The sequence below is a fragment of the Bacillus sp. ISL-77 genome (assembly GCF_018613105.1).
In genome coordinates, this window is record NZ_JAGGQY010000051.1 from 14,546 (window position 1) to 37,868 (window position 23,323).

21 protein-coding genes, 2 pseudogenes and 1 riboswitch are annotated in these 23,323 nt (G+C 39.7%); of the genes and pseudogenes, 5 read left to right on the plus strand and 18 right to left on the minus strand.

Going from position 1 to position 23,323, the window contains the following annotated elements:
- The first annotated feature begins 104 nt into the window (after positions 1 to 104).
- The gene (locus tag J7E77_RS20600; protein WP_214716741.1) at positions 105 to 344 is read left to right on the plus strand and encodes a DUF6429 family protein; all 240 of its coding nucleotides are present in this window, start codon (positions 105 to 107) and stop codon (positions 342 to 344) included.
- Between the two features lie 188 nt (positions 345 to 532).
- A complete protein-coding gene (locus tag J7E77_RS20605; RefSeq protein ID WP_214716742.1) occupies positions 533 to 688 on the plus strand; it encodes a hypothetical protein in 156 nt (51 codons plus the stop codon).
- A gap of 695 nt (positions 689 to 1,383) precedes the next feature.
- Here J7E77_RS20605 and J7E77_RS20610 read toward each other — a convergent pair.
- Positions 1,384 to 1,587, minus strand: coding sequence for a hypothetical protein (locus tag J7E77_RS20610; RefSeq protein ID WP_214716743.1), 204 nt, complete (start codon positions 1,585 to 1,587; stop codon positions 1,384 to 1,386).
- On the opposite strand from J7E77_RS20610, the pseudogene J7E77_RS20615 reads away from it, so the two are divergent.
- Positions 1,543 to 2,238 (plus strand): annotated as a pseudogene (locus tag J7E77_RS20615) (AraC family transcriptional regulator); the annotation flags it as partial. The gene J7E77_RS20610 and the pseudogene J7E77_RS20615 sit on opposite strands and share 45 nt — an antisense overlap.
- Before the next feature lie 115 nt (positions 2,239 to 2,353).
- On the opposite strand, the gene J7E77_RS20620 reads toward J7E77_RS20615, so the two are convergent.
- The 11 genes and pseudogenes from J7E77_RS20620 to allC (J7E77_RS20670) form a co-directional block, all read right to left on the minus strand.
- On the minus strand, positions 2,354 to 2,821 hold the full coding sequence (locus J7E77_RS20620) for an SRPBCC family protein (protein WP_214716745.1): 468 nt from the start codon (positions 2,819 to 2,821) through the stop codon (positions 2,354 to 2,356).
- Positions 2,822 to 3,114: 293 nt separating this feature from the next.
- On the minus strand, positions 3,115 to 4,695 hold the full coding sequence (locus J7E77_RS20625) for a phytoene desaturase family protein (protein ID WP_308160722.1): 1,581 nt from the start codon (positions 4,693 to 4,695) through the stop codon (positions 3,115 to 3,117).
- 123 nt (positions 4,696 to 4,818) lie between these two features.
- Complete coding sequence (gene allC, locus J7E77_RS20630) at positions 4,819 to 6,066, minus strand: allantoate deiminase (protein WP_214716747.1); 1,248 nt, start codon at positions 6,064 to 6,066, stop codon at positions 4,819 to 4,821.
- A gap of 116 nt (positions 6,067 to 6,182) precedes the next feature.
- The gene (locus J7E77_RS20635) at positions 6,183 to 6,329 is read right to left on the minus strand and encodes a hypothetical protein (protein ID WP_214716748.1); all 147 of its coding nucleotides are present in this window, start codon (positions 6,327 to 6,329) and stop codon (positions 6,183 to 6,185) included.
- Between the two features lie 113 nt (positions 6,330 to 6,442).
- A pseudogene (locus J7E77_RS20640) lies at positions 6,443 to 6,745 on the minus strand (LLM class flavin-dependent oxidoreductase); the annotation flags it as partial.
- A gap of 970 nt (positions 6,746 to 7,715) precedes the next feature.
- The gene (locus J7E77_RS20645; protein ID WP_214716750.1) at positions 7,716 to 9,074 is read right to left on the minus strand and encodes an allantoinase; all 1,359 of its coding nucleotides are present in this window, start codon (positions 9,072 to 9,074) and stop codon (positions 7,716 to 7,718) included.
- 58 nt (positions 9,075 to 9,132) lie between these two features.
- On the minus strand, positions 9,133 to 9,999 hold the full coding sequence (locus J7E77_RS20650) for a fumarylacetoacetate hydrolase family protein (RefSeq protein ID WP_214716751.1): 867 nt from the start codon (positions 9,997 to 9,999) through the stop codon (positions 9,133 to 9,135).
- Positions 9,996 to 11,189: an amidase gene (locus J7E77_RS20655; protein ID WP_214716752.1), complete on the minus strand. Its 1,194-nt coding sequence runs from the start codon at positions 11,187 to 11,189 to the stop codon at positions 9,996 to 9,998. The genes J7E77_RS20650 and J7E77_RS20655 overlap by 4 nt, the downstream gene beginning before the upstream one ends.
- A gap of 4 nt (positions 11,190 to 11,193) precedes the next feature.
- Positions 11,194 to 12,528 (minus strand): uracil/xanthine transporter, encoded by a 1,335-nt coding sequence (locus J7E77_RS20660; protein WP_214716753.1) that lies wholly within the window; start codon positions 12,526 to 12,528, stop codon positions 11,194 to 11,196.
- A 108-nt stretch (positions 12,529 to 12,636) separates the two neighbouring features.
- A complete protein-coding gene (locus tag J7E77_RS20665; RefSeq protein WP_251028146.1) occupies positions 12,637 to 13,842 on the minus strand; it encodes a pyridoxal-phosphate-dependent aminotransferase family protein in 1,206 nt (401 codons plus the stop codon).
- Between the two features lie 55 nt (positions 13,843 to 13,897).
- Positions 13,898 to 15,139, minus strand: coding sequence for an allantoate deiminase (gene allC, locus J7E77_RS20670; protein WP_214716755.1), 1,242 nt, complete (start codon positions 15,137 to 15,139; stop codon positions 13,898 to 13,900).
- Positions 15,140 to 15,289: 150 nt separating this feature from the next.
- Here allC (J7E77_RS20670) and J7E77_RS20675 point away from each other — a divergent pair, with 150 nt between their 5' ends.
- Positions 15,290 to 16,900, plus strand: a complete 1,611-nt coding sequence (locus J7E77_RS20675) for a PucR family transcriptional regulator (protein ID WP_214716756.1) — start codon at positions 15,290 to 15,292, stop codon at positions 16,898 to 16,900.
- Between the two features lie 93 nt (positions 16,901 to 16,993).
- On the opposite strand, the gene J7E77_RS20680 is transcribed toward J7E77_RS20675, so the two are convergent.
- Complete coding sequence (locus tag J7E77_RS20680; RefSeq protein ID WP_214716757.1) at positions 16,994 to 18,391, minus strand: NCS1 family transporter; 1,398 nt, start codon at positions 18,389 to 18,391, stop codon at positions 16,994 to 16,996.
- A gap of 461 nt (positions 18,392 to 18,852) precedes the next feature.
- Here J7E77_RS20680 and ppnP point away from each other — a divergent pair, with 461 nt between their 5' ends.
- Positions 18,853 to 19,167 carry a pyrimidine/purine nucleoside phosphorylase gene (gene ppnP, locus J7E77_RS20685; RefSeq protein ID WP_214716758.1) on the plus strand — a complete coding sequence of 105 codons (315 nt, stop codon included), beginning with the start codon at positions 18,853 to 18,855 and terminating at the stop codon, positions 19,165 to 19,167.
- Positions 19,168 to 19,439: 272 nt separating this feature from the next.
- Here the strand turns inward: ppnP and J7E77_RS20690 are convergent, their stop codons facing one another.
- The 5 genes from J7E77_RS20690 to J7E77_RS31825 form a co-directional block, all read right to left on the minus strand.
- Entirely contained in the window at positions 19,440 to 19,586 is a 147-nt protein-coding gene (locus J7E77_RS20690; RefSeq protein WP_214716759.1) for a hypothetical protein, read from the minus strand.
- Positions 19,587 to 19,709: 123 nt separating this feature from the next.
- Entirely contained in the window at positions 19,710 to 19,835 is a 126-nt protein-coding gene (locus tag J7E77_RS31255; RefSeq protein ID WP_285290631.1) for a hypothetical protein, read from the minus strand.
- A gap of 131 nt (positions 19,836 to 19,966) precedes the next feature.
- Positions 19,967 to 21,166, minus strand: coding sequence for a phosphoglycerate dehydrogenase (locus J7E77_RS20695; protein ID WP_214716760.1), 1,200 nt, complete (start codon positions 21,164 to 21,166; stop codon positions 19,967 to 19,969).
- Between the two features lie 183 nt (positions 21,167 to 21,349).
- Positions 21,350 to 21,430, minus strand: a riboswitch (ZMP/ZTP riboswitch).
- Positions 21,431 to 21,523: 93 nt separating this feature from the next.
- Complete coding sequence (locus tag J7E77_RS20700; RefSeq protein ID WP_214716761.1) at positions 21,524 to 22,549, minus strand: threonine aldolase family protein; 1,026 nt, start codon at positions 22,547 to 22,549, stop codon at positions 21,524 to 21,526.
- Positions 22,550 to 22,645: 96 nt separating this feature from the next.
- Positions 22,646 to 23,095, minus strand: coding sequence for a CBO0543 family protein (locus J7E77_RS31825; RefSeq protein WP_374102993.1), 450 nt, complete (start codon positions 23,093 to 23,095; stop codon positions 22,646 to 22,648).
- Positions 23,096 to 23,323 lie beyond the last annotated feature (228 nt).

Consider the following 23,323-nt stretch of genomic DNA (forward strand, 5'->3'; position numbering starts at 1 on the left):
TTCCATTTTTCAACAACAAATATGTTTTACGCATTATTTTCTACTTTTGAAAATAGAAAATTGTTTTAGCTATAATGTAGGTAAAAAGTAAAGGAATGCATAAAATGAAAGATCAGATTGATGAATTAACGTTATTATTATTACATTTAACATCTTTTACAGAAGATTATGGATTGGGTGAGGCTCAGAGAAGTTGGAAAGGTTATCCTTTTGAGTCACTAAATAAATTAACCGAGAATGATTTAATTCGTGGCAGCAAGCAATCAAAATCAGTGTATCTAACAGAAAAAGGAATCGAACAAGCCAAGAAACTGATGAAGAAATATAATATAGAAGAACAATAAGGAATCTCTTATTCCCTTTATCCTTCGTAATAAAGACCTGCGTTGTATATTAAGCAGGTCTTTAACTCTAGCACCCTTTAGTGAAAGAGCCCTTACCTTTAAGTGAAATTCGATCAAATCCTCAGGATAAACCGAGTATTTTTTTGTAAATAATAAGATTGTTAAATAATAAAATGCGGAGGAATTCTATGCAACAGGAACAAGCTAAAGAGAATGTGGGTTCTATTATGAGACCAGAATTTGCCGGAACTGATGCACAAAAAGTAAAACAAGAAATTCAAAAAGATGTAAGCCAAGGACAAGGTGCAATGACTTCTCGAGAGGCAGGAGCAATGCAAGATTAAAAAACCACTCTGAGTGGTTTTTTATTTTTCCTTCACTCTTTCACCCGTGTTTACTTTAATTGATTTAACTGGTCAAACCGTTCAGCTATGTTTCAATAAAATAAAATTTTTATGCATCTCCCTTTCATTAATTGATATCCTGATTGCTAAGTCACTAGTTCGTAAAACAAAATCTTTGACACCTATAAATTCAGATTCAGCAATCAAATAGAATTGTGTTCCCTTTTTTATTCCATTAAAATTATTCTTTAGCTTATATACCTTCATTATCTTACCTAGCTACTCCCCATCATCTTTATTAAATCTGACATATAAACAGTTGTATTGCTTTTATAAGTCTGCCAGCATTTACAAAAATTCCAGTTATGGATCTTCATAAATCCACATTGGATTATTCAAGAAACTTTAATCACCTACTGCTATTATTGTCTTATCGTTTAATTTCTCCGTATAGGGCACCTAAAATATCTGCTTGCACACTTTTATCCATACCAAGACCACCTTTTTCCTTATTAAGTATTCTCTACATTATATCAAATCTTTTCAGCTAACCTGCTCCTTTGGTTATTTACAAAAAGAGCCACCCGATTGGTAGCCCTGATTTTCAAGTAAACGCCCCCGTTAGCTTAAGTCCAATGATTCACTATTAAAAAAGCTGCCCCAATATAAAAGTGGGACAGCCTTGTTTTCTATAATTAAATATCGAGTTTCCTTGTACTAATCCATTTCACCATTTCAGGATCTGCATCAGGAATGCCTTGTGCTTGTTCAGCTTGTTTACGGACAAGGTGCAGCAGGATGTGGACATGGATCTGAACATCACTGTGGATTATGGGGCTGATGATGAATGAAAATCCGATTACCTTGTTACTTCCGTTAACTTGCCAATTATTGGGCAAGTAACGGAAGCTTCTCCAGAGTCTCCATATCTGGCTCTTAAGCTTGAACTTACGCCTAATGAAATTTTAGAAGTTTTAGGAGAGTTTCAAATGGGTGTGAGTAAAAAAGAAAATACTAAAAGAGGTATGTATGTTAACCTGATAGAGTTATCTCTATTGGACGCGGTAGCCAGATTTGTTCGCTTACTTGACTATCCTGAAGATATCCCGATACTTGCTCCTCTTATCAAAAAGGAAATCATCTATAGGGTTCTACAAGGACGGCATGGTGCTGCACTGGGGCAAATTGCAGTAGAAGGAAGTTCTACCTATCAAATCAGTGACGCCATCGAACATATCATGAATAATTATGATCGAGCTATTCGGGTGGAGGAGCTTGCGGAAATAGCGAATATGGGTGTTTCTTCGCTTCATAGAATTTTTAAAGAGGTTACCGCGATGAGCCCTATACAGTTCCAAAAACAACTGAGACTGCAGGAAGCACGGCATTTATTATTAACTGAGGCAGCAGGTGCAGATGATGTTGCCTTCCGGGTAGGTTATGAGAGTCCATCGCAATTCAGCCGTGAATATTCCCGACTTTTTGGTTTACCACCTAAAGAGGATATAAAACGCCTGAAGGAATCCTATGAGCAAAGGATAAACGCGTAAATAAAACAAGGAGCAGCGGCCTTAGACCACTGCTCCTTGGTTTATTTATTGCCAATTTTCATTTCCCACCATGATGTTACAGGAGTAGAGATCGATTCGACTAATGGAATCCATTTTACCTGCCCTTTTTTTTCAAATAATAAAGACTCCTTTTTATTTCCTTTTCTACTTTTTGAAAAAACGTCTCCAAACCCTTATTAGCTCCACCCTCTAATACACGCTGACCTGCCAAAGCGAGGGCACCTGTTACCTGTGCTTCAGCTTTACAGTTTAGTTGGGTCGTCCCTTGTTGATCATTAAAATAAAGTTCAGCTTTACCGGAAATTTCTCCGATATTACCAGTTCCAATTACTTGTAATTGAAGGATGGAGGATGGCTTCTTCTCATGGAGTCGAATCTCAAGGACAAAGTGATCTTGAATGGGGCCCATTTTTATCTCCACTTCAGCTTGGTATACACCTCTGGTCACTTCTGAAAAAGACTTACAACCAGGGAGTGAGTTCCGTAGCACCTTATCATCCTTGATATATTTCCAAACAATGTTCCTTGGCAGCCCGAATGTGTATTCGTACTCGAATTTCACTGTTCCCCCTCCAATTGACCACATAAATTACAATCAATTATATGTATTCAATTGGATTGTGAATGGTTAAAAGGAACTGAATATGCTGTTTAAGGAACAGATACCTGCTCTTTATTATCATTCCTTTTTTTATGATTGGCCGTCTAAGCGGTATGAAGGACAAATCTCGCAGCAAAAACTATAAATTTGTCTTTCACAACTATCACGATGAAGAATTCAATTCTGATTCTCCTATTTGTAGTAAAAAAAACCTACTTCCACTGGGAAATAGGGTCTTACTCTTTTCAGATATTTTATTGTGAGAGAAGCTGCTGCGCAACAATATAACCTGATCCTCCATTCACGCCATGTCCAGGCCAGGTTGCAGCACCAAGCATATAGACATTTGGAATAGCTGTCTGATGACCCGGCTGCCCTGGTAATGGTCTAAAAAGATAGCTTTGCGCCAAATCGTGTGCCCCACCGTAGGGATCCCCCGGTCCTGCGTTCGGGTTAAACCTGGCAATCGTATCCGGTGTGACGACATATTTTCCGATCACCGCACTTGGGATGTTTGGGATATGCTTGCTCACCACATTTAGCACGCGTTCTGTGAACCGCTCGGTTAAATCATGCGTCCATGTACCATCTCCGACATCGATAAGGTTAGCCGCATCCCTACGTGGACGGATGGGCACTTCCAGCACTTGAATTCTCATGATTGCTTTTCCTTCCGGTGCTCTCGTTGGATCGAGGTTGGTAGAACAATCGACCGTAAAGGTAGGGTTGGACGGAAGCAAATTGGCCGCCCCCTGTGCAATCGCTAGAGTGAATCCGTCCAGTCCATCTGTTAGATGCGGCTGCCCGACACGGTTAAACCGTTTATCTGGCCAGTTTGGCGGCTCACTTAGCGCTAGATGAATTTGGACGCAGCCTCGGCCGTATCGGTACTGTTTCGCTTGTGCTCGAAGCGGTGGTGAAATCTCCGTATCGGCCAAGAGCGAGAGGTAGAGCTGATCAGGTGTGGTTGAGGCCACGACTGCCTGCTTGGCACGATATTTTTTCCCCTTTGCGGTTCGGACGCCAATCGCTCGACCGTTCTCCACTAAGATCCGCTCAACATGAGTATGCGTAAGAATCTCGCCGCCCTGATCCTTTATCAGTTGAGATAATGCTTGAACCAGTTTCTCACTGCCGCCTTCAGGTATCGGCATCCCGCCGCCCATCAGTGCCATCACCGTCAGCGGTACCCAAATCCCGCTTCCGACTTCATCCGGCGTGCGGCCAAGGTGTGTGACCCAGGATGCCAGCATTGCCCGTGTCACTGGTGACTTTAAAGAACTGACGGTATTACGGGCGGTTGAAACTAATGAGGCAGCGAAAGGCGAATAGCCCGCCCCGCCCCCTTTGTGAAGCAAGCGCTTCAGGATCGGTGCAGCTTCAGGACTGGAGAGATCCATATTGAATAATCCAAATACATCGTTAACATATGGATTTAGCTGTTCAAACATACCGGCCAGAGCTGCGCCGTCACCGGGAGCCAGCCGTTCCGCCTCAGCGATGAGCGCTTCAAATGAACTAGGCAGGACAGCCGTTCGTCCGTCTTCCATCGAAACACCGGTCGGCAGGTCCGTATTTATGTATCGGAGCCCGCGTGCTTCTAGATCCCCTCTTAGTTCAGCGTAGGCTGGTCCGGTTGTAAAGAGAGGATGTGCAGCAGCAAACACATCATGTTTAAAACCTGGCAGCGTCAGCTCTTCGGTGCGCAGAAATCCGCCAGGGCGATCATTTTTTTCTAATACTAGAACGCTGCGACCCGCCCGCGTTAAATAGGCAGCCGTAATTAAAGCATTATGGCCGCTGCCAATCATAATGACATCAAAGTTATCCATCATATCTCTCCTTTAATATGATCAAGCCATATCTACGTAAAAAGATATTCTGGAGGATGGATACTAAGTACTAAATCTAGTACATTTTTTTAAAATTTTTTATGCAGTCTCTACCTTTAGTTCCCTTTAATAGGCTAGTTTATATAAAAGTTCAGTTAATAGTTCAATCCCTGTTTCTAACTCTTCCAAACTCGTAAATTCTTTTGGTGAATGGCTGATTCCATTATGGCTAGGTACAAATAGTAAGGAAGTGGCGCAGACCGGACCAAATACTTGGGCATCATGTCCAGCACCCGAGATCATTTCTTGGTAACGGTAGTTTTTCGCCTCTGCAATTTCACTGGCCCACATACACATCTCCCCATCCATCTTAACCGGCTTTACATCCATCCACTGGGAGATGGTCACTTCCATATTTAAGTTTTCTGCGAATCGTTTAAACTCCGCGAAAATCACGTCACAATAATGGTCAATCACAGCTTCCTGATGATGTCGAATATCCAGGCTGAACTCTACCTCACCGGCGACAACATTCGGTACATTCGGTTTGACGTTTAATCTTCCAACCGTTGCGACTAATTGCGGGTCAACAACTTGCGCTTTTTCTGTTAAAAATGAAATAAAATGGGCGGCCGTGCTAACTGCATCCTTCCGATATTGCATTGGAGTCGTCCCCGCGTGGTTACTTTCTCCCTTGATTTGAACCGAATAACGGCGTTGTCCAACAATATGGGTCACAATCCCGATTTGATTCTGATTTTTCTCGAGAATCATTCCTTGTTCAATATGAATCTCCACAAACCGTTCCACATCATCCCGAACTGGAGGAGTATACTTTTCCGGATCAAACCCCGCTTGTGTCATCGCTTCTAAAAATGGAATTCCCTCTGGGTCCTTCACCTCTTTCACTCGGTCAAGGTTGTAGGCACCACTAACACTTCTCGAACCCCAAAAGGCGAGCGGAAAACGACTTCCTTCTTCTTCGCATAAAGAGACGACTTCTATCGTTTTCTTTGGGTAACCATAGGTTTGAAATAGCCTTAATACAGCGATGAAACTGGCAATGATTCCATAGGCACCATCGTATTTCCCACCATCGACTACCGTATCGATGTGAGAGCCGGTCAAGATGGTTTTCCCATTGGATTCTGAACCTGGTAATCTTCCAAATAAATTTCCGACACTGTCAAAATACGTATCTAGTTTCGATTGGTCCATTTTACTTTTTAACGCCAGCTGCGCATCGAGCCAGGATGGAGAATACAAAAGTCTTGTCACACCCTCATTCTCCGTTTTTCCAAACGAAGCAAGCCATTCAATCATTACTCCCACATGACCTTTTTCCAAAAACTTTTTGTCAACTTGAATGGCCATCTACGTCACTCCTCAAAAATAGTTATGTAATTTATGTTATGTTTCCTTTACTAAAAAAAAAGCCTATTTCCTTAAAAGAAAATAGACTCTAGAATCGATTGCACCTCTTATAAAAATTAAAACAACTTATTTATGTCATTTTCAGAAACCAATACCACTTTCCCGCGTTCGTCTTCTTTTTTAATTTCGTACAGACCATTTTTATAATCGTATATTATCTTATATACATCTCCAGCGAAAAGAACTTTGTCATTCGTGCCCATATGAAGCCCTCCCTAATATTTATATATAGATAATTTAATACAATTATCTTTGTGAGTCTCCATTTTTGTTAACTTATCTTACGTTATATTTGCTTGTAGAAAATAGACTCGATCCCAGGTGATAATAAAGGTAATACATTAAAGGTTTCGGCCACTTTATATGGACTGTAATGCTGGAGCATCACACCTCCAGAGCCAATGCGAATTTGTTTCGTTTTTACGAGAAGATGGGCTATTAATACTTCTGGAACTGATCCTGCTAATTTCTCAGCATTATGATGCTCAGATACACAAAAGCGTTGATACCCCAACTCTTCTGCCCGTTGTGATAATTCAATGGAATGGTTAAAGGCATCAAAGGCGGTTTCATTTTCAGCAATGACGCTTTGATCCAAAATGCTAAGTTTCAATCCCAAAAGGATCCCCTCCACATATTTTCAAAAGTACAATTTTCATTAAATTTTTTGCTGCTGAGGAGAGGTCCCATAAAACTTTAACACTAACTCTTATTTCACCTACTGGTTTACTTGGTATTAATGATACTAATTGTTGAATACACTATAAATCTTAATTAGTGTTGTTGTCAATCCATTACTTTGAATTTTTAGACAAATTTTTTTATAAATTCCCACTTGACTGATTAGTTAATTGATCTGCATCTTTATTAGTCACTAGAATAAAAAACTCGACAGTTGGCGAGCTTTCAATTGCTGTTTGTTTTTAAGAGTGGAGTTAAAAGCCTTCATTGATTCTCGGTTCATACTTATAGCTATTAAAATGAAATATTTGAACCTTAACCTTTAGATTCTTTAAGGACTCATTATCTAAATAAAAGCCAGTTGATTTTTTTAATTCCCTATATTGCTCTGGGTGTTTTCTATACCATTTTTCACCAACATTTAGAGATCTGTATTATTTTCAACTCCTTTTTTATAAATGGAGGTAAGTTTTCTTTTTATTTCTTCTTCAGTTAATTTCTCTAATTTGGTTAGGGGAATATCTTTTATTTTTTCTACTAAATCTGCGCCACACACATAGGCTCATAATAGTCTCTTAAAAAATGCATCCATGCTCCAGGTAAAAAAGTAGAGATCAGCCTGGGATGGAGTTCCTTAGTACCTTTTCATCCTTTATATACTTCCATACAATGCTTCGTGGCAATCCGAATTTATAATCGTACTCAATTTTCAAAGTTACTCCCTCCAATTGACCACAGTTTATTATATAGCGATTCCCTTTTTACCAATTTTATAAATAATACAATCAATTATTAGTATTCAGATGGGTGATGATTGTTAATAACAGTTATATAAAAAAATGACATCGATGTAATCGATGCCACCGATAAGCAACATGCTCATCTTCAATCAGCTTTTACTATTGGTTTTATTTTTTTGGTGTTATCCATTTTCCACTAGCCTGCTCGGAACGAATGACACCCTCTTCGTAGACAACCTGTCCACGGTTGATCGTGCTCATCACTTTACATGGGAACGTATGTCCTATATAAACACTGATTTTGTTTTTAGCGAAAAAGTTATCTTCTGTAACAGTAAATGATTCGTCAACAGAAACGAGGACAATGTCTGCATCATACCCTTCAGCAATTTTCCCTTTTGATGAAAGTCCAAAGCGCCCTGCTGGGTTCAAGGCTGTCCACTCTGCAATATGTTCGAATGGTATGTTGTGTTTCAAAGCCAATTCCATCATGGAAAGGAAGGAAAATTGGCCACCGCTAATACCGCCCCATGCTTGGAAAAGGTTATAAGTAGCCGGATCTTTTAAATCGCTCGTGCATGGTGAATGGTCAGAAGAAATCATATCAAACTTCTTGTTGATGAGTAATTGAATAAGTTTTTCCTGCTCTTCTGGCATACGTAGCGGTGGAGCACATTTAGCGACCGCTCCTTTTTCACGCAAAGTATTTTGATTAAAAAGTAAATAATGTGGACATGTTTCGACTGTTACATTCATACCTTTACTCTTTGCTTCCTCAATTTTTTCAATTGCTTCTGCCGAGCTGATGTGCACAAAATGTAACGGACAGCCGGTTACTTCCGCATAATATAATGCACGTTGGACAGCCTCTGCCTCAGCCGCAATCGGTCGGGTTGCCAAATAATCGTCCGCTGATACGTGTCCTGCTTTTACTTTTTCTGCTGTAAGCCAGTCAGTAATCGGGCCGCTTTCTGAGTGAAGCGCGAGTACTTTGTTTAAACCGGCAATGATTTTCATCCCGTTTAATAATGTTATGTCATCCACATTTTCAAATTCCTTGTTCCCGGTCGTTGACAGAAACGCTTTAAATCCAATAACTCCTTCTTCAGCCAATTCCGCCAAATGATTTTCATTCCCTGGGACAAGTCCTCCCCAGAGCGCGAAATCAGTATAAGATTCTTGATTGCCTTTGTCGCTTTTAGCATATAGTGCCTCTTTATCAATAGTGGAAGGAATCCCATTCAAGGGCATATCAAAAAAAGTTGTACAACCACCTGCCGCCATCATCTGTGAGCCGGTACGGAACCCTTCCCAATATTCACGGCCAGGATCGCTAAAATGAACATGTACGTCAATCATGCCGGGAAATACATACTGGCCTGATGCATCAATAATACGTTCCGCCTCAAATGAGGACTCATCACTAATAGCTACGATTACTCCATTTTTAATGACGATATTTGTTTTTTTAACTTTATCCGGTAAAACTACTGTTCCATTTTTAATGATCATATCAAATTGTTTCAATTTTCTTCCCCCTGTTATTTGAAAACGCCGATTTCTAAAACTGCTTTTTCATTTTTTACTATGCCCGCTTTTTCACCTTATTTGTTAAACTTGAAAATCCGGTTACACGGCATTCCAACGTATCACCTTCACGGATTAAGACGGATCCCGGTGTTCCTGTTAATATGACATCTCCTGGCTGAAGTGTCATGATCTTGGAAAAGAAAGACACAATAAAGGCAGGCTGGTACATCATGTTTTCAATGGTATTCTCGTGAAAAACAGTTCCGTTTAATACCGTCTCCACTTTTATGGATGCTAAATCGGAAAATTCATCTGCCGTGATCAAATACGGCCCGAAGCTGCAAAACGTATTAAAACTTTTAGCCCGCTGCAGAAAAACAGGGTTTTGATTTTGAATATCTTTTGCCGTCATATCAAGGCTAGTCGTAAAACCGGCGATAACATTGTAAAAATCTATTTCCTCCACGTTTTCACAAGTTCTTCCGATGATAATCGCCAGTTCCGCTTCCCCTGCAACATTCGGTGATTGAGGAGGAATTTCAATCGTGTCCCCTTGACCAATTAAGCTTGAATTTGGCTTCATGAATACAACTGGCTCTAACTCCGGTGGCTTACCCGATAACTCAAGAGCCTTTTCCAGATAGTTCATGCCTACACCGAGTACTTTCTCGGGAGCGCGGAACAAAGGCGCAAATACAACTTCTTTTAGTACAAGACCATTTTGTTGTTGTAATTGTATCTTACCTTCATTGTTATACCATGCTGTCAATTCGCTAAGCTCCCCAGACTGTATGAGTGGAAGCAATTTTTCACTCCACAGGTTTCCTGACAGCTCATTGACCTGTTGCATTTGAAAAACTCCGTCCCCTTCAATAATAGCCGCAATTTCTTCTCCATTATGACGGATTGTTGCTAATTTCATCGTTTTTCCTCCTTGGAATTGTGAACTTCTGCGAATGAAACAACCCACTCCAACAGACGCTTGTCTTGGTTTCGACCCGCTATAATTGATAAGCCAACTGGCAGACCGTCAACAGTTGCGAGCGGAAGAGTTACTTGGGGTAATCCTGCAAGCCCAGCAATACATGTTAATTGCATGGCTCTTGCCCTGTACTGTTCGGCTGTTTCACCTTGTAAATTCAAAAGTGGTGCGGGACCTGGAGCAGTTGGTATAACGAGAAGTGCATCATCCACTAATAATTGATCCATCCGGTGCCTGATCATCTTCCATTGTTCAAACTGGCTTTGGCACTTCTCTTTCTTCAACATGCTGGCCATCTGAAATCTATCCGCAATTCCGGGCCCAAATGATGGCTTCTCCTTTGTAATCCACGGGCCATGTTCTTCCCAAATTTCCAGCGCTTGAATCGTCCTAAATATTTCTGTCCATGCTGGAAATCCTTCATCCGCTACCCGGACCTGTTCAAAATGATCTGTACTATTTTTAATAGCAGGCAAAAGTTTTTTAAGCTCTTCAGTTGATTTCGCATCCGGCAATGACCAGGCATCTTCTTCTAGAAAAATGCGTTGAAAGAAACCATTGTCATCTGAAGATGGCAGTAATACTTCCCCAACTTGGGCAAGCAATCTAGCATCCTGTGCCATCCATCCAACTGTATCAAAACTCTTTGCCAAAGGAATGACACCATCACTACTTACAAGATTGTGTGTCGGACGAATCCCGTACAATCCGCAGTAAGAAGATGGAATTCTCACCGAACCGCCAGTGTCCGTTCCAAGCGAAAAATCTACTAGGCCTGCGGACACCGCAGAAGCGGAACCGCTCGATGATCCTCCAGGAATTCTGCCCGGGGCTTTTGGATTTACCGGGGTACCATAGTGAGCATTTTCACCATTTAAACTGTACATCAGTTCATCAGTCTGTAAGGTACCTGTCAACTTTGCCCCTGCAGCAAGAAGCTTTTGAATACTGCTTGCTGTCTCAACAGACGGATCGTGTGTTCGTAACCAGTCTGGATTACCAGCCGTACATGTATGCCCTTTAATCGAATAAACATCTTTTACCGCAAATGTCTGTCCGTTTAATACTCCAGACCCTATTGGCTCAAGAGTTTGGTCTTTGTTCATAAATGCATTCCATTTATCGATCATTTTTTTATGCCCCCCTCTTAATATGCTTATAATCTTTCTTTTTCCAGATATTGCGAAAATGAATATTTTCCAATACAAGAGCCAATAAAATACCCATCAGCAGCCCATTGCTTAACAACGGACGAATGGTTGCTGGAACAGATCCAAAGTATTCAGTCGGAAAAGACATAAAAATAATTCCGATAAACAGTGGTGTGGCCACTCTGTACAAGTTGGCTGTTGTCAGTTCAATTTGTGCAAAGTAGCCAAGCGCTGGTTGTAATAAGCGCATATAAGCGACAAGTAACGCAGCACTCCCGACACTGAGTGGCATTTTCGCAATTAGATTGCCGATTTCAGGAACCACACCCATGACAATAAACATAACGCCTCCAAGAATAAAAGGTAGACGTTCTACTATTCGTGTTTGATTTAAAAACCCGATAGACGATACATACGGTGCGTACGGAACCATGCCGAACAAGCCAGAAATGATTGTAAATGCACCCGAAATTGTAAACGAGCGCCGGTACTGTTCATTCGTTGTTTCACTTTTGTAAATTTCATCTGTTCCTTTTAAGGCGCCAAATGTATTTGAAAGGTTTAACATCCCGGCGACTACAGCCGTGATGATAATTCCAATATCAAAAGAAAGATCTCCAAGAAGAAATAACCCAATCGTTGACTCACTGCTCATATTGACCGTCTCACTTGTTGATTTAAAGACGGTTTCATAAGCGATCCAACCAGCGATAATCCCAATGAGAAGTGAATACCGTCCAATGCCGTTTCCACCTTTTACACTAAGGAAAATCGTGAGTAATACGACCATAGCTGATAATAAAAAGACTGGAATGTCAATCTGAGCCGGTGACCCTCCTACACTAAAAGGAATACCAAGCATTCCTTTTAAAAAAATGGTATTAAGCCGGACGGCCAATAAAAACGTAAATACAGCCATGACCCCCGGATTAAACCATTTTGCAATGAATCTTGATAAACCTGATAGACCGACAATCATTGTAATAACGCCTGAAATGATAATGCCGGCTGAAATACTGCCGCCCACAACAGTCAGTGGCAGTCCTTGTGCCGGCGCTATGTAGCACATACTTAAAATAACACCCCACCAAAGACCTGACTGCCCTTCCATAATTGAACGGCGGTGACCCAATAGTGCTTGAATAATACAAGCTATTCCGGTAACAAGAAAAGAAAGCTGAAGAAGCGCAATTATTTTTCCTTGTTCCAATTGAAAGGCACTCCCGATGGTTATCGGTATCACAACCGTATTGGTAAAAAGGAAAAACAGCCATTGTAGCCCTGCTGTCCAATGTTTTACCCGCGTCCATTCCCACATATGTCCACCTTCTTTTCAAAAAATGCATTTCACTATAGCAACTGTATCTCTTTAAAGAAAAAAAGCCGGCTTAACCATAAACGAACTTGGATAAGAACCGGCTTACTATTACACCAAAACTGCCATACGAGAGGCTGGGTCATAGACATCTAGTGCTGCCTGCAGAGCTTCGCCTCTTTGAACAGATGCCCCATTCCGGATAAGTGCTGCTTCAAGAGCAGACAAAACAGCGAAAACATTCTCTTTCCTACAACTGTATCCCATCGCACCAATTCTCCAAATCTTCCCATGAAGCGGACCAAACGAACTGGCAATTTCAATACCAAATTGTCCAAGTAACATAGACCGGACTGCTTCACCGTCAATTCCTTCTGGAATGTTGACACATGTAACCATCGGTAATTTCCAAGTTACATCATTGAAGAGTGTCAGCCCCATTGCTTTAATCCCTTCCATAATGGCTTTCTCATGAAGACGGTGACGGGCAAAACGCTCTTCTAGCCCTTCTTCAAGAACAATTCTAGCACCTTCCCGTAAAGCATACAGCATGGAAGTCGCTTCCGTATGGTGATTAAGACGGCGCGGCCCCCAATAATCCTGGAGTTGGCTTAGATCAAAATAATTACTTTGAATAGGATTACGTACGTCTACTGCATCTCCAATTGTCCGTACACCTTTTTCCACTTTTTTCCGGGATGCGAGAAGTTTCTCTACCCGCTCATTGTAAGTGATTGGTGCCATGCCTGAAGGAACTGAAAAACATTTTTGCGTTCCGCCAATAACAGCATCAAGTTGCCACTCATCTACTTTCACTTCTGTTCCAGCAATGGTCGCGACCGCATCCACGACACAAAGAATATCCATTTCACGGCAGGCCTTTCCGAGTTTATCAAGTGGCTGCATGCATCCAGTCGATGTTTCGCCGTGCACAATCGCAAGCACTTTCGGCTTTACACGTTCCATGGCTTTAATGATTTCATCCTGATCAAACACTTGTCCCCACTCTGTTTCGATTGTATGAATTTCAGCACCGTTCCGTTCAGCAATCTCCGTAAGCAAGTGCCCAAACCGTCCAAATATAGGAATTAACACTTTATCTCCCGGTGCTAAAATACTAGTTAAAACTGCTTCAATACCAGAACGTGAAGTTCCATCAATCGGAAATGTCCATTGGTTTTTTGTCTGGAACACTTGGCGAAGCATTTCCATTGTCTCATTCATAATCTGGGTAAAAGCCGGATCAAATTGCCCTAAAATTGGTGTACTCATTGCCCGTAATACCCGGGGGTCAGCTTCGACTGGTCCTGGTGTCATAATTGTCCGTAAAGGTGTGTTTAATTCGCGAAATACTGTCACATTATTGTCCTCCTTAATAGGCTAATTTGTGCAGGACTTTGATCAAAAGCTGAACGCCTTTTTCCAAATCCTCGGCTTTTGTATATTCATCAGGGGAATGACTGATGCCCCTATGACTTGGTACAAATAACAAGCATGCAGGCATGTATTGTCCGAATACTTGGGCATCATGCCCTGCACCGCTTGTCATCACTTTATAGGGTACTGCTTCTTTTTCTAACACCGTTGCTGATAAATCACTTAGCTTTTCACACATTTTCACCGGTTGTTCGTTCATCCAGTTGTCAATCTGAAGATTTGTTTGTTGTTTCTGGCAAATTTGCTTGAAAGCCTCAAAAACCTTTACACTAAATTCTTCAAGCAAGGCTTCTTCACTATGGCGGATGTCAATTGAGAACAAGGCTTCACGCGCAATCACGTTTGGTATGTTCGGTTTAATTTCCATTCTGCCGACCGTTGCCACAAGCATAGGATCTGTTTCTTTTGCCTGTTCCATTAAAGCTTGAATAAGTAAAGCGGCCGTATGAACAGCGTCTTTTCGGTAATGCATCGGCGTGGTCCCCGCATGATTGCTTTCTCCTGTTACCTTTACATTATACCGACGCTGACCTACAATGTGGCTGACAACGCCAATCGATTTGTTTTCCCGCTCAAGTATTTCACCTTGTTCGATATGAAGTTCGATAAAACAATCTATGTCGTTTCGTTTTGCTTCACGGAAGTGACCAAGTCCAAAACCAGCTTCGTTCATTGCCTGGATAAATGGTATACCATGATTATCTTCTATCTTTTCTACCTGCTCTTTTGTCCGTAGACCTGTAATGTTCCCGGAACCCCAATATGTTAATGGAAAGCGGCTTCCTTCTTCTTCACAAAGTGACACAACTTCGATTGTTCGTTTTGGCTGTCCATATTTCCGGGATAAATAATCAAGTGCAATAACACCGGCAACAACACCATAAGCACCATCATATTTTCCGCCATCCTTTACGGTATCGATATGTGAACCTGTTAAAATAACAGACGACGCTTTTTCTCCAGACCCTTCCAGCCTTCCGTATAAATTCCCTACGTCATCAAAGTAAGAAGCGAGTCCAAGAGTCTCTATCACTTTCTTTAAAGCCTGTTGGGCTTCTTGCCACTTTTTATCGTATAATAGGCGAGTAACACCATTTCTTTCCGTCTGTCCGTAGGAGGACAGCCATTCAATCATATTGTTTACTGGTTTCGATAATACAGACGAATCTGTCTCCATTTTATAACCTCCCCCCACTCTTTTCTTGTCTATGTTTATTTTAATAGAAAAGAACTCAAAGAACATTCACAAATATGTAGAAACTTTGTCTGTTTTGTTGTTTAATTTAACTAAAAAGTAATACAAAAATCATACTGGGAGTGAATAAAAATGTTGCTGGAAAATTTATTACGTCTTCCAGTCTATGCTGGCGCAGTCGTTGTTGCCGGTAACAGTGGATTAAATCGTGAAGTTGATACGGTTAATATGATGGATGCACCTGATATTATTCCATACTTAAAAAAAGGCGGGTTACTTGTTACCACTGGATTTCACTTAAAAAACAATCCCCTATCACTATTAGAATTAATAACGGAAATGCAAAAACAAGGATGCGCCGGCCTTGGCATTAAAACGAACAGATTTTTGCATGACCTTCCAATGGAAGCGATCCAACTAGCTAATGAATTGAACATCCCTATTATCGATATTCCGGTTGAGACAGCTTTAGGGGATATTGTACATCAATCCCTCAGCGGTATTTTGGATATGCGCACAAACGAACTTCACCAGGCGATGAAGACACATCAACACTTCACGAATCTCATCGTCAATGGTCAGGGACTTGATATCATTCTTGAGAGCCTATCTGTTTTGATTAGCAGTCCCGTGACACTGTTAAATCATCAATTGCGTCAGATTAACAGTACAAAGGGAATGTCATACGACTTTTACTCTTTACTCACAGGTAGTTTTTCTTTCTTACCAAATGCTGGTTTTACCTCATTTTCACTCGTAGGAGAGAATCGCAGAACCTTTACAGTATTTCCTGTCTATACTCACAAAAAAAAGCCAAGTTACCTTTTCATTCATCAATTCATCCCACCTTCAGACCGAACAACTGTTTTAACAGTAGAACAGGCTGCAAATGTGATAGCTTTTGAATTAATGAAAGAAAATGCTTTAAGACAAAAAACACAACGACTACGAAACGAATTTTTCACAAACTTCATAAATGGTGCTTTCTCCTCCTCCGAGGAAATACTTAACCGCGGAAAAGAATTTGGGTTGTTTGGCGAGTATCGATATTTCTGTGCCGTTGGCAAACTAGACAATTTCGAAAAAAGTTTTTTACTTTCTGAACATCAATCAGAAAAAGAACACATTTACGACCTGATTGAAGAATCGGTCCATGCATCCGCCGAAACGATGCAATTATTTTCTATAGATAATAAATTCATTATCCTTATGGAAACAAAAGGAAGTTGGAAAGAGAAAGAGAAAGACTTTCATACTTTTTTAACTACGATCCAGTCGACTCTTTTTCTTCTACTCAGCAAAACGATTTCTTTTGGTATTAGCAATTATGCCGAACAACCACTTCGTCTTCCAGACGCTTACAAAGAAGCATTGAACGCTCTTTATTACGGCACGACGCTTGGCAATACCCAATTTATTGAAGCATACCAACCGAAAGAAGTACCAGAAATTTTACGTATGCTTCCCTACGAACAAATGAAGCAATTCTACCAAAACACATTCAAAGGACTGGTGACAGAGCCGAAAAAAGACTATGATCTCCTTCTACAAACTCTATCCGTTTACCTGGAGTCACACTGCCAACTTTCTGAAACAGCAAAGCGGCTATTTGTTCATCGAAACACAGTCATTTACCGCTTGGAAAAGTGTGAGGAACTGCTAGGTCGAAGTTTAAAAGACCCTGAACAAACATTATGCCTCCGAATTGGATTCCAGATCAAAGCATTGCTTCATAATGATTGATCAGAAAATTAAAACACCCCTGTATTGGATTAGTTAAACTAATTCAATACAGGGGTGTCATTTTGGCAATTTATTGCAGCATTGAAATAACAATTACCGCTCGAAAATGGTACCTTTTTTAAACGTTGAATCTTTGAACGCATACTTCGTTAATAAAAAGTAAGCAATACCTGCAACAATAACCCCAATGATCCAACCCAAATCAACTTCTATAAAGGCAGCTCCAGCACCAATTAACATCGCAAGAATCGCACATGGATTAAATCCGGCAAATGGACCCTTTTCATCATATAGATCCGCAATGTTTACTTTTTGCTTTCTTAATATATAATATTCAACAACCAAAATGGAAACGATTGGGCCTAAGAATGTGGAATAAATTAGTATGAATGTACCAAGACCTTTTGCAGAATCATCCTGGACAAGTACCCATGGAAACGAGCAAAATGCAAGCAATCCAGATATCACAACAGCCGGTATATACTTCATTTTTGTAAGCAATGTGATCACGTATGTAGGCGGAATTATATTTGCCACCATGTTCACAGCAACAGCACCAATCACGATAAACGCTGATACAGCAACTGTTATATAAGGATTGTCAACCACAATTGCGAAAGCTTTCACTGGATTAGAAATACCAGTGGCCGAAGCAAGCATGGCACCGATTGTAAGAACAAATCCATATGCAATAATAATAGGAGAGAAATATAAAAATCCACGCTTCGTGTCACTAATTCCCGTTTTAAGCTCACGTGAGTAATCCGCTGCACTTAAAAAGATTGCTGCATAGTTCCCTAAAAATATCATAATGAATGAGAAGAATGGCAAGCCCCATGAACCTTCTGCATGGACCCATTTTTCTGCAATAACCTCACTGTGGGATACTAAAAGAACGCCAAATACATAAACAAGCCCAAGCATAATCACAATCGAAGCAAGAATTTCCACCCATTTGATGGCATGAAAACCGTACAATGAAAGCACAATTTGCACCAATTGAATAACAACAAAACAAATGACAACATTATCAAAGCTACCGCCTGTCACAACTTTCGCAATTTCATTTAATGCCGAACCACCAATCCAGCTTTGAAAACCATACCAAACGATGGCAGGTATGCCTCGCAAAAGTGCTGAAATGACAGAACCTTTTATTCCGAAAGACATTCTAAGCTGTACTACGTAGGGGATTCCTGCTCTATATCCGAGACGATCATTTAAAGCAAATAGCCCTGAAATAATAGCAATTGCCATGGCAGCCGCGATAAATGTTTGAAAAAGATTTAGTGTTGCGCTTCCTGCTACAATCAAGCTAGCCCCTAGTGTCATGTTACCTAAATTGACACCATCTCCAATCCACATAAACATATACGGTATGGACCCTACTGTTCTGCTTTTTTCCGTTTTGGGCTTTAGTGATTCGTCCAATCCCTTTTCAAAAGGAATCTCTACTTCTTCTAATCGATGACTTGCCAAATTTGACGACATTGTCCCTTCAACTCCTCAAAATTTATTTTCTTGATCAATAAAAAACGTTGAATCTTATTCAAATCACCTTTGAAATACGGTTCACCAACCTAGATGGTGTTAAATTCATGGTCGATTGTATTGTTAGCTAAGATACCATTTTGATGTTATCAAACCTTACATGATGTCCAATAAAGTAATATTATGAAAATTCTATTTAAAAGTCATTGGTAAAATAGTGAATTTTAAAGTGTTCATTTGGAGCATTTGTACATTTTCTTTTGTAGATAAGAAAACTATGATGAGTTTTGAAAGAGAGAGAGGATGTTTTAGTGGAGCAGGGATCTCAAAAGATAAGAAAGCTTGATTTCCCCAACCTTGGTAAAGAAATTTTCAAATGCTATTTATTCTTACTGTCTATTTATACTAAAGTATTTTTATGTTAAATTGGTTGTATCTAAGAAGAGAGGAAGATTGAAGCTATGGAACAATTTAATCATGTGACGATTATCAAGAAAGCTAATACATACTTTGACGGAAAAGTAACGAGTCGGACGGTTTTATTTGAAGATGGAACGAAGAAGACACTAGGAATTATGCTGCCAGGGGATTACGATTTCTCTACAGATTTAAAAGAAGAAATGGAAATTTTAGCGGGGTTTTTAGAATATAAATTACAAGGAGAAGATTGGAAAGTCATTGATGGATCGGGTGTTTTCTATGTACCTGCAAATGAAAAGTTTCAATTAAAAGTCCACTCAGTAGTTGATTACTGCTGCTCCTATATTTCAGAGTAATCATATATTTATAAAAATACTATATTTTCTTTAATGGTATAGCTTTTTTCACAACAAAAGACTCGCCCATAAGGTTGAACTGACCCGCTAATAAGAGACTTAGAAAAAACAGACTACTTTTAAGCATCAAAGATAGACTTACTTTCCACAATCAAGTAAGTCTTCTCCCTTCCGTAAAGTTTTACCTTACTGCCTTTGCCAGTTGCTTTATTAAAAAAAGCCTATTCCCTTAAATGAATAGACTCTAGAATCGATTGCACCTCTTATAAAAATTACAACAACATATTTATCTCATTTTCAGTAACCAATACCACTTTCCCGCGTTCATCTTCTTTTTTAATTTCGTACAGACCATTTTTATAATCGTATATTATCGTATATACATCTCCAGCAAAAAGAACTTTGTCATTCGTGCTCATATCAAGCCCTCTAATATTTATATATAGATAATTTAATACAATTATCTTTGTGAGTCTCCATTTTTGTTACCTTATCTTACGTAATATTTGCAAAGGAGTAATTACGGTATACAATTCTCGTCCTTATACCTGATTAATATCCCGCATAAATCCCTGCAGCCTTGGGTCTTTTACGTGTGTGTTAATAAGAGCAATAAATATCCCAAATAACAGAACAAGCGGAAGTAAAAACCCACTAGAAATGGCCATGCTTTTGACCCCAGCAAGTATGATTATAAAACAGACAAAAATCAAGATACAATTAATCAAAGAAAAACATCAGAAATAAAAAAAGTTCAAGGCCCCATTAATTTTATTAATGGGACCTTGAACTTTTTTGTTTATATAATACGTGCGGTTACGATTCCACCGATTTGATCGATTTTTTCTTGCAAACTAGGAATGATATCGCCATTTACTTTATTGTCAATGTCAATCATCGTATAAGCATATTCACCACGGCTTCTATTAATCATGTCTGCGATGTTTAAATTATAGCTTGAAATAGCTAGTGTAAGCTGTCCAACCATGTTTGGAACGTTTTTATGGAATACTGCCACACGTTTCTTTCCTGTATAAGGTATGGATGCGTTCGGAAAATTCACTGAGTTCTTGATATTTCCGGTTTCCAGAAAATTCTTCACCTGGCGAGCAGCCATAATTGCACAGTTTTCCTCTGATTCTTGCGTAGATGCACCTAGATGAGGGATTGGAATTGCATTTTTCATTTTCAATACATTTTCATTTGGGAAGTCTGTAATATACTTACCAACCTTGCCGCCTTCAAGCGCTGCTGCCATATCTGTTTCATTCACAAGCTCTCCGCGTGAGAAATTCAAAATGTGAACTCCAGGCTTCATAATGCTAAAGGTTGCTTGGTTAAACATTCCTCTTGTGTCATCGGTTAATGGAACGTGAACCGTAATATAATCAGAATTAGCAAACAACTGTTCAATCGTCATCGCGCGCTGAACATTTCTAGACAAATTCCAAGCTGTATCAACAGAAATAAACGGGTCAAAACCAATCACGTCCATGTCTAAATCAAGGGCATCATTCGCTACAAGTGCTCCGATGGCGCCTAAACCAATTACTCCCAGCGTTTTCCCCTTAATTTCTTTTCCAACGAATTGTTTCTTACCTGCTTCAACTAGCTTCGGTACTTGGTCACCTTGGCCTTCTAATGTCTTTGTCCATGCTATGCCGTCAAAAAGGTTTCGGGATGAAGCCATCAATGTAGTAAGAACCATTTCTTTTACAGCATTCGCATTCGCACCAGGGGTATTGAAAACCACAATTCCCTGTTCTGTACATTTTTCAACCGGAATGTTATTAACACCCGCTCCGGCACGTGCAATGGCCTTTACATTATGACCTAATTCTAGTGAATGCATATTAAAACTGCGCACAACAATCGCATCAGGATTTTCACTGTCATTGTCAATCGTAAAATGATCCTTATTGAATACATTTAGCCCGCTCTCAGCGATATTATTTAACGTTTTGATTGTTTTCATTTTGTCTAGTGTTGTTGTGCTCATCTCGTATTCTCCTCTATTCTTATATGATAGTTTGAAATTCCCTAAATTCATTAAGCAAGCGGAAATGGTCAAATTTTATTAAAATCTGTATCTACTTGATTTTTAAAATATTAAAGTAATCTTGGCTCCTAGCCGGTTGAAATATCCCCTCCTATAAACAGAAAGAGGTAAGGAATAAATCCCTACCTCTGCCCAGGCGAACGGCTACGAGACATTATGTGCTCCCTCACGGTAATCCGTGTTTCGCCAGTTACACATCGTCTTTTTAATTTCTCTTACTATATCAAATTTTCTTACAATAATCAAGCTAGAAAAGGCATTATTTTTTGAGGTTTGTGTTCAAATTATTTCCACTTCTTACATTAATTTTTTCAAATCCTCAAGGAAAGCTGCTACCTCTTCCTCTTTTGTTGCCCAGGATGTTACAAGTCGAATCGCCGAGTGATCGGTATCGACCTTTTCCCAAATATGAAAGGCATAATGGTTCTCTAATTCCGAAATCAGCGCATTTGGTAAAATCGGAAAGATTTGATTCGATGGTGAATGGGTTAGAAACGGAATATTTGCTTTGCTGATTTCATCTCTAAGTATGGTAGCCATCTTATTAGCATGCGCGGCCAAATCAAAGAACAAATTGTCCCTGAATAGTTCAAGAAACTGGGTGCCCAAAAGTCTCCCTTTCGCGAGCAGTGCTCCCTTTTGCTTCATATGGTATCGGAAATCCTCCTTAAGAGAATCCTTGCAAATCACCAAAGCCTCACCAATAAGCGCCCCATTCTTTGTTCCCCCGATATAGAAGGCATCCACAAGTGTTGGCAGATCGCTAAACTGAAGATCATTTTCTGTTGAACAAAGTGCTGAGCCTAACCTTGCACCATCCATATACAATATGAGATGGTTCTTTTTACAAAAATCACTTAACTGCACGAGTTCACTCCGGTTATAAATTGAGCCAATTTCGGTGGAGTTTGATATGTATACCAGCTTAGGTTTGACCATATGCTCATCTGGATGACCGTCGAGTACCGCTTGCACATCAGATGGGGTAAGTTTCCCGTTCTCTGTTTCAATTGATAGTACTTTATGTCCTGTCGCTTCAATGGCTCCTGTTTCATGCCCCAAAATATGGCCAGTACTCGCTGCCATTGCTGCTTCATGCGGTCTTAAGAAAGCAGAAATCGCAATTAGATTTGTTTGTGTTCCGCCCGATAAGAGGTGAATATCAACGTCTGTCCGTCCCATTCTCTCCTTTAACAGTTCAACCGCTTTTTGGGAAAATTGATCCTCCCCATAGCCATCATCTTGGACAAGATTGGATTCTATTAAAGCATTTAATATTCTAGGATGTGCGCCTTCACTGTAATCGTTCTTAAAGCTATACATCAGATTGCCCCCGTCTAATTATTTATAAGTGTAACTTCATGTCCATCCTAACATATTTCTTAAAGAAAGATGGGTAATTAGAGGATAAATCGGTAATTATCTAATTAGTCTTTGAACAAATTTCATGTTAATTACAAGAATTAAAAAGATGAGCGGATATACTACCGCAGAATACCAAAGTTTCCATCCACTATAATAAAAAAATTCAGTTTGCACGGTGAACCATTCAAAAATCACTGAGAATATGGACCAAAGGATAATATAAAGTGCTTTATAAGCTATCTTTCTTTTTGACGGATAATAATTAAGAAATAAAAAGCTAATGGAAGGAAAGTAGAGAAGGATCCCAAGAAGAGATTTCCATTGAAAACCCTTTTCAAAATAACCATAAAGATGATAATGCAAATCGAGTACCATGTCAGTCGTCATTCCGTATGCATAAGCAAAAAAACAAGTGGCATAAATCTCAATTCTGCCTATCCTTTTTGGAACAAAAAAGGAAATTATATTAAAGATAATAAATATGATAAAAATTAGGATCCACATCTTAAATTTCCCTCCTTATATCCGGCTTTACATACTACCCACAGTATTCCAAAATTTGGTTTCGTCTATTCTATGAAAGAAGTTCATTATAAAAGAGACCTCTGAGGGTCTCTTTTAAAATTCTATATTGCTTTTTAAATAACTTGTTCAATGGATTTGGATATGGCAAAATTCAATCATTTTACTTTCTCTCAAAGCGCAATGAACAATTCTGTTTCGAAGTACAAC

Bases quoted from the DNA above. Each gene is read 5' to 3' on its own strand.
- allC (WP_214716755.1), bottom strand. From the start codon at position 15,139: ATGGAGACAGATTCGTCTGTATTATCGAAACCAGTAAACAATATGATT.
- J7E77_RS20600 (WP_214716741.1), top strand. From the start codon at position 105: ATGAAAGATCAGATTGATGAATTAACGTTATTATTATTACATTTAACA.
- J7E77_RS20695 (WP_214716760.1), bottom strand. From the start codon at position 21,166: ATGAGCACAACAACACTAGACAAAATGAAAACAATCAAAACGTTAAAT.
- J7E77_RS31825 (WP_374102993.1), bottom strand. From the start codon at position 23,095: ATGTGGATCCTAATTTTTATCATATTTATTATCTTTAATATAATTTCC.
- J7E77_RS20700 (WP_214716761.1), bottom strand. From the start codon at position 22,549: ATGTATAGCTTTAAGAACGATTACAGTGAAGGCGCACATCCTAGAATA.
- allC (WP_214716747.1), bottom strand. From the start codon at position 6,066: ATGGCCATTCAAGTTGACAAAAAGTTTTTGGAAAAAGGTCATGTGGGA.
- J7E77_RS20690 (WP_214716759.1), bottom strand. From the start codon at position 19,586: ATGAGCACGAATGACAAAGTTCTTTTTGCTGGAGATGTATATACGATA.
- J7E77_RS20605 (WP_214716742.1), top strand. From the start codon at position 533: ATGCAACAGGAACAAGCTAAAGAGAATGTGGGTTCTATTATGAGACCA.
- J7E77_RS20665 (WP_251028146.1), bottom strand. From the start codon at position 13,842: ATGACACCAGGACCAGTCGAAGCTGACCCCCGGGTATTACGGGCAATG.
- J7E77_RS31255 (WP_285290631.1), bottom strand. From the start codon at position 19,835: ATGGCCATTTCTAGTGGGTTTTTACTTCCGCTTGTTCTGTTATTTGGG.
- J7E77_RS20635 (WP_214716748.1), bottom strand. From the start codon at position 6,329: ATGGGCACGAATGACAAAGTTCTTTTCGCTGGAGATGTATATAAGATA.
- J7E77_RS20680 (WP_214716757.1), bottom strand. From the start codon at position 18,391: ATGTCGTCAAATTTGGCAAGTCATCGATTAGAAGAAGTAGAGATTCCT.
- J7E77_RS20655 (WP_214716752.1), bottom strand. From the start codon at position 11,189: ATGATCGATAAATGGAATGCATTTATGAACAAAGACCAAACTCTTGAG.
- ppnP (WP_214716758.1), top strand. From the start codon at position 18,853: ATGGAACAATTTAATCATGTGACGATTATCAAGAAAGCTAATACATAC.
- J7E77_RS20675 (WP_214716756.1), top strand. From the start codon at position 15,290: ATGTTGCTGGAAAATTTATTACGTCTTCCAGTCTATGCTGGCGCAGTC.
- J7E77_RS20625 (WP_308160722.1), bottom strand. From the start codon at position 4,695: ATGATGGATAACTTTGATGTCATTATGATTGGCAGCGGCCATAATGCT.
- J7E77_RS20660 (WP_214716753.1), bottom strand. From the start codon at position 12,528: ATGTGGGAATGGACGCGGGTAAAACATTGGACAGCAGGGCTACAATGG.
- J7E77_RS20650 (WP_214716751.1), bottom strand. From the start codon at position 9,999: ATGAAATTAGCAACAATCCGTCATAATGGAGAAGAAATTGCGGCTATT.